Genomic DNA, 14,702 nt, shown 5'->3' on the forward strand with positions numbered 1-14,702 from the left:
GAATGGATTTTTTTTGCTTGGTGCAAGCTAGGGTATAGATGAATATTTCCGATACGATTTTAGAAATTGGTGGAGCCTGTGAATGAGATTATTCTGTATGTAGCATACGATGGTGAGTCCGCGGTTCCCATTATTGCGGCAATAAGAGAAGCGAATTACGAAGTGATCGAGGTTTCCAATAACAAAGGGGCACAAGAATATGCAGAAATTCATGATATAGATATGCTGATTTTGGACCAAGCAAGTGACAAGATGGACTATACCCTGATAGGTGAGTTGCATACAGGGAGAAGACCTTTTGTGACGATGGTCCTGTCCGATCAGATGAAGACTGAAGATATAATAAATGGGTTTAATGAAGGGGCCAATGAATATATAACGAAGCCAGTTCAGATTGAAATCGTATTGGTTCGTATTCATAATTTGTTTAATCTGGTGTCGAAAGAAGGACATGATAAGTCGCTCCCTATCACCATTGGTGACCTAACTATTGATCCCAAAAGCCGCAGAGTCATGCGTAATACACAGGACATTCAATTAACACGTAAAGAATACGATTTGTTATCGTATTTAGCAAAACATGTCAATGAAGTGTGTAGTAGAGAAGAGATTCTACAACAAGTGTGGAACTATGATTTTCTTTTAGGAACGAATGTGGTAGATGTATATATACGTCATTTGAGAGTTAAATTGGACAAGGGGTTCCAACACAAAATGATTCAAACCTCACGAGGGGTAGGATATATATTAGAGGAACCTAGATAGATTGAACTAAAGACGATCCCCCATATTCATGATTATCTATAGAAAAGATTGCACTAGTGAGCCCAAACTTTAGTTCATTATATTTAGATAATTAAATTCATGTGAGCACGCAAAAAAACTGACAGTCAAGAAAACTGTCAGTTTTATATATATGAAGTATGAATGGTTGTGGTTAAAGGACACGACGTGCTTTAAGATAGGTTTTCTTCCAGTTACCTTTGTTTAGATCAGAGATTACAACACCTGGTTGTCCGTAAGTATGAAGGATTTTACCGTTGCCGATATACGTCGCAACATGTGTGACATTCTTTCCAGTCGCTCTACTTCCTGTAGAGAAGAATACGAGATCTCCTACTTTAAGATTAGCTTTAGAAACAGCAACTCCCATTTTGGATTGTGCTACAGATGTACGTGGTAATGTAACACCATATTTACCATAGATTCGTTTCATAAGTGAAGAACAGTCGAAATTTCTAGTTGTAGTCGTTGCAGCACCGAATTTATATGGCGTTCCAAGAAAAGTTTTACCATAGCTGATGATTTTACTAGCTTTTGATGTTGTTGCAGTAGCGGTAGTTGCTGCTTCAGCAACTGGGCTAGCGACCGTGATCGCAGCAGTTAAAGCAAGAGATGAGCATATTCCTATTACTGCAAATCTATGAGTCCATGTATGTTTAGTCATGTTGTAGTACCTCCGATAGTTTCTGTTTTAATAGTGTCTAGTTGTGCTCGAAACCAAGTATAACAGTTTTGTAACAACCTAATATTTGGAGATCTACTAAAAAAGACTGATATACCAGTCGCTAGAGTTGCTTTATTAAAATTTGATTAAAAGTTACAAATAATTAATTAATTGTCGTATGTAGACATAGAAAAAGCCAAGAATGCTATGACAGCATAGGTTCTTGGCTTTTTCTAAGGAATCTTATAGATTACAAAATTGTATTAATTTAATCTTTGCTTTGGATCACGAGTAACAATCCGCTTTCGATAGAGACGGAACCTTGTTCACCTGTAAGGCGATTACTAATCCCTAGCGATTGTCCTAATTTCAAAGTTGCATCCTCTAGCGGATACTCAAATCCTTCTATAGTAATACCCGTCACTTCAGCAGTCATCGGTAGGAGTGAAACATAGGTATACCCCAAATTGGTGACTTCAAGTGAAGAGCCAGTCATCGAGATGTAATTGTTCTTGTCGAGTATTGTGAGTGAAGTATGGTGTTGAAGTGCTCGATTGAGCATCTGAATGTTAGCTAACGTATGATCAAGACGAGTACCTGTTCCGCCAATTAATAAAATATGCGTAGGACGTTGTTTAAGCGCAATCTCAAAGGCCAGTTCGGTGTCTGTAAGATTCTTATCTATCGCATCGCAGTCCATCATTTCACCACTAGATGAAGAAACGATTAATTTCTCCTCTTCCGAGATGGAATCGAAATCACCGACAGATATATGAGGATGAACGTTATTGTTGATTAAGAATAAGGCACCTTTATCGGCTCCTATAATGTAGTCATCTTTTTCGATTTGATCCAAGAACTCTGGAAATAGGCTTCCACCTGAAAAAATGATTACGCGTTTATGTGTCATATGTATGTCCTCCAAGATCATTTTAATAGATAGATTGAACTAAATGCGAAGTATCAATACTTAATTGAAGCTAAAGACAAGTATAAATGAGAATTCATGGTTGCACAATTCATATCGTCATGATTACAATGGTGACAGCATCATGATAGGAAAGAGGTCGCTCTAGTGGATATGCATATATTTGAGTGGTTTAGTATTATCGGAACGATAGCGTTTGCGATGTCGGGCGCTTTTGTTGCAATGGAAGAAGAGTATGATATCCTCGGAGTGATCGTCTTAGGACTTGTCACAGCATTTGGTGGAGGGATTGTACGAAATGTGTTAATTGGTGTTCCTGTGACGTCATTATGGAGTCAGGGATTGCTGATTCGTCTGGCGCTTATTTCTGTCGTGATTGCTTTTATACTACCTCTGAAATGGATTAAGCACTGGAAGAAAACAGAAGCATTATTCGATGCGATTGGATTGTCTGCCTTCGCGATACAAGGAGCAATCTATGCAACGGAAATGAATCATCCCTTAGGTGCGGTTCTCGTCGCCGCTGTTTTAACTGGGATCGGTGGGGGAATCATACGTGATATACTTGCGGGGCGAAAACCACTTGTATTACGTGATGAGATCTATGCCGTATGGGCGATGATTGCAGGTCTGGCCATTGGATTGAATTGGTTGCACAATTCTTGGGAGCTGCTAACATTGTTCGTATGTGTCGTTGTATTTAGAATGTTGTCTGTCTTCTATAAGTGGAGACTGCCAAGACGTTCTATAAGTAATTCTACATCAAGTCTTAGCGGATAACTGATCCGTATACTAACGCGTTTGTTTGGAAAGGATGAGCACATTTGATTAACGTACTATTTGTCTGTCTCGGAAACATTTGTAGATCTCCCATGGCTGAAGCTGTACTACGGGACAAGATTAAGAAGCAAGGATTAGAGCATCAAATTACTGTGGATTCCGCAGGTACAGGAGATTGGCATATCGGTCATCCTCCGCATGAAGGAACTAGAAGACTGCTAGATTCGCATGTGATTGGTTATGAAGGAATGGCAGCTCGACAAGTGATAAGTCAAGATTTCAGTGCTTTTGAGTACATAGTCTGTATGGATGAATCGAATCTGACGAACCTTCGGAAAATTGAGGGAGGAACAGAGGCAAGTATCATTCAGTTTATGGATTTATTACCAGATGAGAAGTTACGTGAAGTGCCAGATCCTTATTTCACTGGAAACTTTGAAGAGGTATATGAATTGATGAACGCGGGTTGTGACGTATTATTGGATAAAATAGTGAAAGAAAAGCTATAATGATTACAAGAGGCATGATTTAACATGCCTTTTTGAAAGACTCTTCATGAAAGCGCAGTCATTTTGATGCGAAAAAATAAATCCTAACCTCATATCGATAACATGAGCGTGTAGGATTTACTTTTAGAATTAAGATCTTATTCTTCAAAAAAATACAATAGAGCGTCTGGTAACTCTTTTTGCCAGAACCCCCAAAGATGACGACCCTCTTTTTCTTCATAATGAACTTGTGCTCCGCGTTCTTCTAAGAGGTTCTTCGTATCTCTATTCAACTGAACGAAATCATACGTACCTGTGTCTGTCGTGAATTCATTCTCTTGAAGACCCACAATCATGAAGATGTTTAACCAGGATAAGTCTGTTTCAGAAGCAATAAGTTGTTGTGAAGCTTCATAATAAGCACCGGACAAGCTAAGAACCCGCGTGAACAAGTGTGGATATCTAAGGGCTATATGAAGAGAAACGCTCCCACCAAGGGAGTCACCAGCAATCAAAGTTTCGGAGGTCTCGGTTCGAACGGGATATTTCTGCTGCACATAGGGGATAATTTCTTCAGCAAAACATTTCACGTATGCCTCAAATCTGCTACCGAAAGGTGCATATTCTGCTGTGCGGACGGATGTGTCGACCTCCACACCTACAATAATAAAAGGTTCAGCACCTCCATCAAGTATGAGGCCATTGGCAATAGTAGCAATACGACCGAAATTGAAAAATTCTTCACCATCTTGGCAGTATACAACAGGGTAGCTAACAATTTCATTATATCCAGGAGGTAAATAGATACGAAGATTACGAGTTTCTGCAAGATAGTTACTGTTTATTTCTTCTTTTATAATGGTCCGTTTTAAGTAACGAGAATCGGTCATCTAAGGTCACCTTTTCTTGGGTTGATTTTTTTGCAATGGGCAAAGCGATAAGCTAAGATATTGTTGTGAATTAATTCGCTGTGTTGTTTAATTGTACTATCTGTTATACCAATTATTTTGTACTGTTATACATACAAAAATCAAAATAATTGATTTAGATGGTATTTACCTTTGACTTAACGTATAGAACAGGTATATAATAATTCTATAACAGGCGCACATGATAATCAAATTTTTTTGTTGAGGTGAAGATGATGAGCAAGGTTCCTTATGAAGTGTATACAGAGGAAGTAGAAGCGCTGTCCGTTCTATCTCCAGATGGTGAAATCGTTAATGAAGCTATGATGCCGAAACTTACTGATGATCAATTGAAAGAAATTATGTATCGTATGGTATTTACACGTACTTGGGATGACCGTGCAGTTAACTTAGGTCGTCAAGGACGTCTTGGTTTTTATGCTCCTGTGTCTGGTCAAGAAGCAACGATGATCGGTAGCGAGTATGCTCTACAGAAAGAAGATTTTGTATGTCCTGGATATCGTGACATTCCGCAATTGGTATGGCATGGCCTTCCACTTTATCAAGCGTTCTTATATTCACGTGGTCACCAACATGGAGGTCAAATTCCAGAAGGTGTTAACGTATTGATGCCACAGATTATTATCGGTGCGCAAATTCTCCATGCAATGGGTATTGCAATGGGATTCAAACTTAAAAAACAAAAACAAGTAGCTATCACATATACAGGTGACGGTGGTTCGTCTGAAGGTGACTTCTATGAAGGTCTAAACTATGCAGGCGTATATAAACTACCGGTCATTTTCTTTGTTCAAAACAATGGTTATGCAATCACTACACCATTCTCCAAACAAACAGCGGCTCTTTCTATTGCTCATAAAGCAGTAGCTGCGGGTATTAGAGGTATTAAAGTTGACGGTATGGACGTATTTGCTGTCATTAGTGCTGTGCAAGAAGCTGCAGAACGTGGTCGTAATGGTGAAGGTGCAACATTGATCGAAGCCGTAACATATCGTTTCCGTCCACATTCCTTGTCAGATGATGCTAGTAAATATCGGACGAAGGAAGAAGAAGTGGAATGGAGTGCGAAGGATCCTATCGCACGTCTTGCTAAGTATTTGGAGAAAAAAGGTCTTTGGACTGAAGAAGATACAGCACGTGTAAGAGAAGAAGCTAAGGCTGAAGTAAATGAACAGATCAAAAAAGCAGAGAAAACAGAAAAAATGACAGTATCCGGTTTGCTTGACAGTATGTTCGAGACTACACCGAAATATCTGGAAGAACAAAAAGCCGATTTCGAATAGAGATAATTTACAACATATAAATAACCAACGTGACTGCGAATGTTTAAGGAGGATATGAAGCAATGGCTCAAATGAATATGAAAGAAGCAATTCGTGATGCGATGCGCGTAGAACTTGAACGTGATCCGAACGTCTTGATCTTCGGAGAAGATGTAGGGAATGTAGGTGGTGTTTTCCGCGTAACAGAAGGTTTGCAAAAAGCTTTCGGAGAAGATCGTGTATTTGATACTCCACTAGCTGAATCTGCCATCGGTGGATTGGCTGTAGGACTTGGTATCCAAGGATTCCGTCCAATTGCTGAAATTCAATTTATTGGATTTATCTTTGAAGCGATGGATCAAATGTTGATTCAAGCAGCTCGTATGCGTTACCGTTCAGGTGGACGTTACCATTCTCCAATCGTTTTCCGTACACCATTCGGTGGTGGCGTTAAAGCGGCAGAACTACACACAGATTCCTTGGAAGGTTTGATTGCTCAAACTCCGGGTATTAAAGTAGTAGTACCATCTAATCCTTACGATGCAAAAGGACTATTGATCTCTGCAATTCGCGACAACGATCCAGTATTCTTTATGGAGCATTTGAATCTTTATCATGCATTCCGTGCAGAAGTTCCAGAAGGTGAATACACCATCGAACTTGGTAAAGCTAATATCGTTCGTGAAGGTTCTGACGTAACCATCATTTCTTACGGAATGACTGTTCATACAGCTACGAAAGCAGCTGATGAGTTGGAGAAATCAGGAATCAAAGCTGAAATTATTGACTTACGTACATTAAATCCACTTGATATAGATACGATTGTAACATCGATTAAGAAAACGAATCGTGCGATTGTTGTACAGGAAGCGCAAAAGAGCGCTGGTATTGCAGCTGAGGTTATTGCTCAAATCAACGAAAAAGCTATTCTACACTTGGAAGCTCCAGTACTTCGTGTTGCGGGTCCAGATACGATCTATCCTTTTGCACAAATCGAAGATTCATGGCTCCCTACACCAGCTCGTATTATCAAAGCTGTTAATACCGTGTTGGAATACTAACAGCTCGCAGTCATTAATAAGGAGGTAAAAACATTGGCTAAATTTGAATACCGTTTCCCAGAATTAGGCGAAGGTTTACACGAAGGTGAAATCATCAAGATGCATATCAAAGTTGGTGATAAAGTTACTGATGATTCTATCGTAATGGAAGTACAGAATGACAAAGCAGTTATTGAAGTTCCATGCCCAGTGGATGGTACAGTACTAGAAGTGCTAACCAAAGACGGACAAGTATGTCGCGTAGGTGACGTTGTAGCTGTTATTGATGCTGTAGGTGACGTTCCTGAGCAAGATGCTCACGCTAGCGATCATTCTAGTCAAGAAGCAGACGTAGCAAAAGGTAGCGCTGACACGACTTCTTCACCAGCTAATGCTGAAGTTGTTGCTTCAGCAGCTCCGAATAAAGACGTTCTTGCAACACCAAGCGTGCGTAAATTCGCTCGTGAGCAAGGTATTGATATCTCTACCGTAACGGGTACTGGTAATAACGGTAAAGTTACGAAGGAAGATGTTGAATCCTTTAAGAACGGTGGTCAAGCGACTTCAGCTGCACCGGCAGCTGCTGCAACTTCGACTGAAGAAGCTCCTAAGGCTGCTTCAACTGCAACAACTTCGGTTAGTGTTAGCGGAGAAGAAGAACGTGTACCATTCAAGGGTATCCGTAAAATGATCTCTAACGCGATGGTTAAATCAGCTTACACTGCTCCACACGTAACAATTATGGATGAAGTAGATGTAACTGACTTGGTGGATTTCCGTACACGTATGAAACCAATCGCTGAGAAAAAAGGAATCAAAGTTACTTATCTTCCATTTATCGTGAAAGCACTTGTTGCGGCTTGCCGTCAATTCCCTGCACTTAATGCGATGATTGATGAAGAAAGCAACGAAATTGTTTACAAGAAATACTACAATATCGGTATTGCTACAGATACAGATAATGGTTTGATCGTTCCAGTTATCAAAGACGCTGATCGTAAGAGCATCTGGATGGTTGCTGATTCAATCAAAGACCTAGCGGTTCGTGGACGTGATGGTAAATTGTCCCCTAACGAAATGAAGGGTAGTACAATTTCAATCTCTAACATCGGTTCTGCTGGCGGTATGTTCTTTACTCCAATCATCAACTTCCCTGAAGTTGCAATTTTGGGTACAGGTCGTATCTCTGAAAAAGCCGTAGTTAAGAATGGTGAAATTGTTATTGCACCAGTTATGGCATTGTCATTAAGCTTTGACCACCGTATTATCGATGGCGCTACTGCACAAAACTTTATGAACTACATTAAAACACTGCTCAATAATCCTGAGCTATTAGTAATGGAGGTTTAATCATGGTAGTTGGAGACGCTTCTCTTGATATCGATACGTTAGTCATTGGTGCAGGTCCTGGTGGTTATGTAGCAGCAATTCGTGCTGCTCAACTAGGCCAAAAGGTATTAATTGTAGATAAATCCGAAGTTGGTGGAGTATGCCTTAACCGCGGATGTATTCCTTCCAAAGCTTTGATTGCTGCTGCTCATCATTATGAGTCTGCACAACATGGTGCTGCATTTGGGGTAAGTGCAGAGAATGTGAAAGTAGATTTCGGTAAAACACAAGAATTCAAAAACAGTGTTGTTAAGAAATTAACTGGTGGCGTTGCTGGATTGCTTAAAGGTAACAAAGTGGAAGTATTCAATGGTGAATGTATGTTCATCAATGAGAACGAAGCTCGTGTCTTCAATGATCACGAATCTCCACGTTACCGTTTCAAGAACTGTATTATTGCTACAGGTTCTCGTCCAATCGAACTTAAACCATTCCCATTCGGTGGTCGTATTATGTCTTCAACTGAAGCATTGGATCTTCCTGAAATTCCGAAGAGCCTAATTGTTATCGGTGGTGGATATATCGGTGCTGAGCTTGGTCAAATGTTCTCGAAATTCGGTACAAAAGTAACGATCGTTGAAGGCTTGGAATCCGTTCTTAACGGTTTCGATCCAGATATGACTAAACTTGTTGTTAAGAACATGACGAAAACAGGTATTGAAATTATCACTAATGCTAAAGCTGAAAGTGCTACACAAACAGATAAAGACGTTACTGTGAAATATTCTGTTGGTGGAGAGTCCAAAGAAGTAACTGCTGAGTACTTGCTTGTTACAGTTGGACGTCGTCCGAATACAGACGGTGAACTTGGTCTTGATCTTGTAGGTATCGAAATGGACGAACGTGGATTAGTGAAAGTTGACCATCAAGGTCGTACGAACTTCCCACATATCTTCGCTATTGGTGATATCGTTGCAGGTCCTGCTCTTGCTCATAAAGCTTCCTATGAAGCTAAAGTAGCTGCTGAAGCTATCTCTGGTCATACATCTGTTATTGATTACAAGTGTATCCCAGCAGTAGCGTTCACAGATCCTGAATGTGCAAGCGTTGGTTATACAGAGAAAGAAGCGAAGGAAAAAGGCTATGAAGTTGTTGTAGCTAAATTCCCATTTGCCGGTAACGGTCGCGCATTGTCTCTAAATAGCCCTGACGGCTTCGTGAAGTTGATCTCTGAAAAAGGTACTGACCTTGTTCTAGGATGCCATATTGCAGGTCTTGAAGCTTCCAACTTGATTGCTGAACTTGGTTTGGCTATCGAAATGGGTGCAACACTTGAAGACATCGCTTTGACAATTCATGCTCACCCAACATTGGGTGAAATCGTGATGGAAGGTGCCGAGCTAGCTCTTGGTAACCCAATCCACATGATGGCTCCACGTAAATAAGAAATCGTAACTAATATATAAAAGAGTGCTTCTGGCCATTGATGAAATGGTTAGGGGCGCTTTTTTTGTTTTGTTGAATGCATAAGATCTATTCTGTGTGGTGGATGCTTCGCGAACGGACATTTTCTCCAATCGCTGTGGTCTCCAAATTTCTGGATTGAAACCGCTGTAGAGGTTGAAATTCGAAGACCAAGCACATGCTTTCGAAGTAGCTTTCTTGCAGAAAGCTTTTAGGCGAGCGCTTACGCTTTTCCGAAATGTTCCGTCCGCTGCCTTACTTTGAGCATAACAAGTTATTCACATGTGTTAGAAAATCCATTCTTACAGTAAAGTTTTCAAATCGGATATGGGAGACCCCTGTTTATTATTAATTTAAGATCTACAATAAAATCAGCTACATCAGAACAGCATGGACATTACTCGAAGTAGCGAAGGTGACGGAATTGTCCTGTAGAAGCGTTAGCGTTCGCCTACAAGTTTTCCGCAGGAAAGCTACTTCGAAAGCATATACTTGCTCTCTGATTTCAACTACACTGCGGCATTATACAATCAAGAAATCAGAGGGCAACAGCGATCGGAAGGACAATCCGTTATCGAAGCGGACATTTAAACATAATGAAGGTTTTTTCCGTTCGATTAAAATTTATTGAAGTGTATATATTTATTTTAATGATAAATACATGTTACACTTAGAACACAAAGATTCGAATAGGCTTGTCACGTATAAGCGATATAAAATATAGTGAGGTGCTTTAATCAGTGAAGAATTACTTAGAATTGCTACAAGACATATTAGACAACGGTACACCTAAAGAAGATCGGACAGGCACAGGGACGGTATCGGTATTTGGACGTCAGCTTCGTTTTGATCTATCGAAGGGGTTCCCACTTTTAACGACAAAAAGAGTTCATCTTAAATCTGTCATTCATGAACTGTTATGGTTTATTAGTGGTGACACAAATATAAAGTATTTGAAAGAAAATGGCGTCTCGATATGGGACGAATGGGCTGATGAGAACGGGGAACTGGGCCCTGTATATGGTTCACAGTGGAGATCTTGGGAATCCCCAAGTGGAGAGCGAATCGATCAAATCGCGAACGTGATTGAAGCGATTAAGAACAATCCTGATTCACGTCGACATATTGTAAGTGCATGGAATGTGGCTGAAATTGACCAAATGAAACTTCCACCATGCCATTTTGTATTTCAGTTCTATGTTGCTGGTGGGAAGCTGTCATGCATGCTGACTATGCGCTCTGTAGATACATTCTTAGGCCTTCCGTTTAACATTGCGAGTTACGCGTTACTAACGCATATGGTGGCTCAGCAGTGCGGTCTAGAGGTGGGTGAGTTTATTTGGTCCGGTGGCGACGTGCATATTTATTCAAATCACATGGAGCAAGTGCATACTCAACTGCAGCGTGAACCTTATGATCTACCAGAATTGGTAATCAAGCGCACACCTGATTCAATATTTGATTATACTTTTGAAGATTTCGAATTTGTTGATTATAAATATCATCCTGGGATTAAAGCTCCAGTGGCCATATAAAGAGAAAGAGAGAAAGAAGGAGATAGGGATGGGTATTACGATGATTTGGGCCATGGGCCGCAATGGTGTCATGGGCAAAGACAATGGAATGCCGTGGCGTTTACCACGTGATATGGCTTTCTTCAAAGAACAAACGATAGGTAAGCCTGTTGTAATGGGTAGAAAAACATGGGAGTCATTTGGTGGTAGACCATTAAAGGATCGTACGAATATTGTGATGACACGTGATTCAGAATATACGTCACAAGATGCTCAGATTATTCATAGTCTAGAAGAAGCGTTAGAATATGCAAATAATCAAGAGCTTATGATCATTGGTGGGGCACAAATTTATGAGAAATGGTTGCCATATGCGGACCGTCTGCTTGTGACAAGAATTGATGAAGACTTTGAAGGCGACACTGTCTTTCCGGATATAGACTGGACTTGTTGGAACTTATCTGAGGAAATCCCAGGGGTGAGAGACGAGAAGAATCCTTATGATTATCGTTTCTATATCTATAATCGCAATAACTGTTAAACCCTTCCATGTCCTGTTACTTTAATGATAAATAGTACAAATAATAATGCGGATAATCCATTAATATAAAATCATGGGGATGCTAGAATAATATAAATTATAACGTATTTATTCACTCGCATATTTATGTACTTATATAAATAATTATGTTGATGAGAGAACGGGATGGGGGAATAGGGTAATGTCTACGCCAACAGGTTTTATGGAATTTAGTCGTCAGCTTCCTATAGATCGTGATCCATCAGAGCGGATTAAAGATTGGGAAGAATTTCATAAGCATATGTCTGATGAAGAGCTTCGGACGCAGGGTGCTCGCTGTATGGATTGCGGGACACCATATTGTCATACGGGAGTTGATATGGCAGGAGGAACATCGGGTTGTCCTGTAAATAATCTTATTCCGGAATGGAATAATTTAATTTATCGTGGATTGTGGAGAGAAGCGCTAGATCGTTTACATAAAACGAACAATTTCCCTGAATTCACAGGTCGTGTCTGTCCAGCGCCTTGCGAAGGTTCTTGTACCGTAGGTTTAATTGGTCAGCCGGTAACGATTAAAACAATTGAGCAAGCGATTATTGATAAAGGTTTTGAAGAGGGCTGGGTTGTTCCTAAGCCTCCAGAGAGACGTACAGGTAAACGTGTAGCTGTGGTAGGTTCTGGTCCAGCAGGTCTTGCAGCAGCAGCTCAACTCAATAAGGCAGGGCATAACGTAACGGTCTATGAGCGTGCTGATCGTATCGGTGGGTTGTTGACCTATGGTATTCCGGCTATGAAGCTTGATAAAGGCGTAGTACAACGTCGCGTAGATATTCTTGAAGCCGAAGGCATTGAATTTGTGACTAACGCGGAGATCGGTGGTAACATACCTGCGCAGCAGTTAGTGGATGAATATGATGCTGTCGTTCTCTGCGGTGGTGCAACGAAACCTCGTGAGTTCAACATCGAAGGTTCAGATCTTAAAGGCGTCCATTATGCGATGACGTATTTGAACGGAACGATTAAGAGCTTTTTAGATTCAGGATTGGAAGATGGAAATTATATTTCTGCTAAAGATAAAGACGTCATTGTAATCGGTGGTGGGGATACTGGTTCTGACTGTGTGGCAACGTCACTCCGTCATGGCTGTAATAGTATTACGCAGTTCGGTACGCATGAAAAGGCACCGCTTGAACGTGATTCATTAGGCAATCCGTGGCCGCAATTTCCAAATGTATATACATTAGATTATGCACAAGAGGAAGCGAAAGCTATTTACGGGCAGGATCCGCGTGAGTTCTCGATCATGACAACGAAATTTGTAGGCGATGAATCGGGCCAATTGCAAGAATTGCATACGGTGCAAATTCAGCGGATGATTGATGATACTGGCCGTAAAGTGTATCAACCTGTTCCTGGAACAGAACGTGTATTCAAAGCACAAATGGCGTTAATCGCCATTGGATTTGATGGTCCTGAACAGACTTTGATTCAGAAGTTAGGTCTTGAAACGGATCGTCGTTCGAATGTGGAAGCACACAAAGGCAGATATACGACCAATGTAGACAAAGTATTTGCAGCAGGAGATATGCGTCGTGGACAAAGCTTGGTGGTATGGGCTATTAACGAGGGTCGCGAAGCCGCTCGTGAAGTAGATAAATACCTCATGGGATCTACAGTACTTGTCTAAATATTTATTAATAACAAACAGTAGGCTAAAGGGATGATCTTTAGTCTACTGTTTTCGTTTTAAGTATAGATAACAAAAAAAAGGAGTCGTCCTATAGGTCTAGATATATCAGACCTTCAGGGCGATCCCTTTTTATATATAGCTGATTGGTATTATTTAGAGAAAGAAGTGTTATAAATTGAAATCATTTCTTCCATAGCCGCTTTACTAATCATTTTACCCTTGAAATAAATTAGATCCTCAGCATTTCCAGTGAAGATACATGAAGGCTCATATTTTTTAAGTACGATACGGTCTCCATCTACAAATATTTCCAAACCATCTTTAATTTCAATCCCAAGCGTTCTACGTAATTCGATCGGCAATACAATACGACCCAATTCATCCACTTTTCTTACAATACCTGTTGCTTTTAACATTATTTTTTCCTCCTATTGAATTATCGAATTATGATGACAAAAATATATATAAAACGACAAATTTTGCGGTAAACCACTTATTGAATTTTATTCCTATTTCTAGTTTGTTGTCAACCTTTATGTGCTAATAATAGTAATTTATCACGTATTTAGTGTTATTATTATGAATTTTCTTAATCGGAATAGACACAATGTAAGGTTATATGATTCGACAAAATTCAATAAACACCTCGATCCAAGTTTTGTGAAAAAGGGAATTGATATGTGATGGCTTTGATATTCTTAATGTAAAGATATCACTGGATACTAAAAAAGGGAGAATAAGCACTCGGAAACAACTTTTATTAGTTAACAAAACTTTTATATGATACGATAGAGTGCGTTGCATTGAGATGGTGATCATAATTCATTAAGGAGTGACAATCCATTGAAGACACTCATTATTGCGGAGAAACCTGATATGGGTCGAAATATAGCTGCTGCAATTGAACCCAAAGCGAAGAACCACCGATCCTATTTAGAAGGTGAGCAATATATTATTACATGGGCAATCGGTCATTTAATTGGACTAGCAGAGCCGGATGCTTATCATGACAGATATAAGAAATGGAACATAAATGATCTTCCTATTATTCCTGATCCATTTATGCTGGTTCCTAATAAGAGGACATTAGATCAGCTTAAAGTTATTGATGAGTTAGCGAAGCGAAGTAATTTACTCGTTAATTCATGCGATGCTGGACGTGAAGGACAACAAATGGGAAGTAAACAATGTAAAAGATGAAAACCCCTTCTGTTATCATGCGGAAGGGGTTAATTGTTGTTGTCAGAACATTATGCTTTATGTAGAATTAAAGAAGAATATGTCAGAAAGAGTTGGTGAGGGAAGAAC

General features: G+C 40.0%; 14 protein-coding genes and 1 pseudogene. 11 read left to right on the top strand and 4 right to left on the bottom strand.

Annotated elements, in window-relative coordinates; genetic code table 11:
* Window positions 1-78 precede the first annotated feature (78 nt).
* Entirely contained in the window at window positions 79-765 is a 687-nt protein-coding gene (locus BW961_RS09245; RefSeq protein WP_068585588.1) for a response regulator transcription factor, read from the top strand.
* A gap of 172 nt (window positions 766-937) precedes the next feature.
* Here BW961_RS09245 and BW961_RS09250 read toward each other — a convergent pair whose 3' ends face one another.
* Together BW961_RS09250 and BW961_RS09255 are read right to left on the bottom strand one after the other, a co-directional pair.
* Window positions 938-1,447, bottom strand: coding sequence for a C40 family peptidase (locus BW961_RS09250; RefSeq protein WP_068585585.1), 510 nt, complete (start codon window positions 1,445-1,447; stop codon window positions 938-940).
* Between the two features lie 268 nt (window positions 1,448-1,715).
* Window positions 1,716-2,357 (bottom strand): thiamine diphosphokinase, encoded by a 642-nt coding sequence (locus BW961_RS09255; protein ID WP_068585582.1) that lies wholly within the window; start codon window positions 2,355-2,357, stop codon window positions 1,716-1,718.
* Window positions 2,358-2,528: 171 nt separating this feature from the next.
* Between BW961_RS09255 and BW961_RS09260 the strand changes: the two genes are divergently transcribed.
* Complete coding sequence (locus BW961_RS09260; protein WP_068586084.1) at window positions 2,529-3,155, top strand: trimeric intracellular cation channel family protein; 627 nt, start codon at window positions 2,529-2,531, stop codon at window positions 3,153-3,155.
* 44 nt (window positions 3,156-3,199) lie between these two features.
* Entirely contained in the window at window positions 3,200-3,664 is a 465-nt protein-coding gene (locus tag BW961_RS09265; protein WP_068585579.1) for a low molecular weight protein-tyrosine-phosphatase, read from the top strand.
* 137 nt (window positions 3,665-3,801) lie between these two features.
* On the opposite strand, the gene BW961_RS09270 is transcribed toward BW961_RS09265, so the two are convergent.
* Entirely contained in the window at window positions 3,802-4,533 is a 732-nt protein-coding gene (locus BW961_RS09270) for an alpha/beta hydrolase (RefSeq protein ID WP_068585576.1), read from the bottom strand.
* Window positions 4,534-4,787: 254 nt separating this feature from the next.
* On the opposite strand from BW961_RS09270, the gene pdhA reads away from it, so the two are divergent.
* The 7 genes from pdhA (at window position 4,788) to BW961_RS09305 (ending at window position 13,391) form a co-directional block, all read left to right on the top strand.
* Complete coding sequence (gene pdhA / locus BW961_RS09275; protein WP_068585574.1) at window positions 4,788-5,855, top strand: pyruvate dehydrogenase (acetyl-transferring) E1 component subunit alpha; 1,068 nt, start codon at window positions 4,788-4,790, stop codon at window positions 5,853-5,855.
* Between the two features lie 62 nt (window positions 5,856-5,917).
* On the top strand, window positions 5,918-6,895 hold the full coding sequence (locus BW961_RS09280; RefSeq protein ID WP_068585571.1) for an alpha-ketoacid dehydrogenase subunit beta: 978 nt from the start codon (window positions 5,918-5,920) through the stop codon (window positions 6,893-6,895).
* A gap of 33 nt (window positions 6,896-6,928) precedes the next feature.
* On the top strand, window positions 6,929-8,224 hold the full coding sequence (locus BW961_RS09285; protein WP_068585568.1) for a dihydrolipoamide acetyltransferase family protein: 1,296 nt from the start codon (window positions 6,929-6,931) through the stop codon (window positions 8,222-8,224).
* A gap of 2 nt (window positions 8,225-8,226) precedes the next feature.
* A complete protein-coding gene (lpdA, locus tag BW961_RS09290) occupies window positions 8,227-9,648 on the top strand; it encodes a dihydrolipoyl dehydrogenase (protein ID WP_068585567.1) in 1,422 nt (473 codons plus the stop codon).
* Window positions 9,649-10,407: 759 nt separating this feature from the next.
* Entirely contained in the window at window positions 10,408-11,202 is a 795-nt protein-coding gene (gene thyA, locus BW961_RS09295; RefSeq protein ID WP_068585564.1) for a thymidylate synthase, read from the top strand.
* A 28-nt stretch (window positions 11,203-11,230) separates the two neighbouring features.
* The gene (locus tag BW961_RS09300) at window positions 11,231-11,722 is read left to right on the top strand and encodes a dihydrofolate reductase (RefSeq protein ID WP_068585561.1); all 492 of its coding nucleotides are present in this window, start codon (window positions 11,231-11,233) and stop codon (window positions 11,720-11,722) included.
* Window positions 11,723-11,903: 181 nt separating this feature from the next.
* Window positions 11,904-13,391 (top strand): glutamate synthase subunit beta, encoded by a 1,488-nt coding sequence (locus tag BW961_RS09305; RefSeq protein WP_068585558.1) that lies wholly within the window; start codon window positions 11,904-11,906, stop codon window positions 13,389-13,391.
* A gap of 152 nt (window positions 13,392-13,543) precedes the next feature.
* On the opposite strand, the gene BW961_RS09310 is transcribed toward BW961_RS09305, so the two are convergent.
* Complete coding sequence (locus BW961_RS09310) at window positions 13,544-13,810, bottom strand: AbrB/MazE/SpoVT family DNA-binding domain-containing protein (RefSeq protein WP_068585555.1); 267 nt, start codon at window positions 13,808-13,810, stop codon at window positions 13,544-13,546.
* 427 nt (window positions 13,811-14,237) lie between these two features.
* Between BW961_RS09310 and BW961_RS09315 the strand changes: the two are divergent.
* Window positions 14,238-14,576 (top strand): annotated as a pseudogene (locus tag BW961_RS09315) (toprim domain-containing protein); the annotation flags it as partial.
* Window positions 14,577-14,702 lie beyond the last annotated feature (126 nt).

The organism is Paenibacillus macquariensis (genome assembly GCF_900156375.1).
Taxonomy (GTDB): Bacteria; Bacillota; Bacilli; order Paenibacillales; family Paenibacillaceae; genus Paenibacillus_AQ; species Paenibacillus_AQ macquariensis.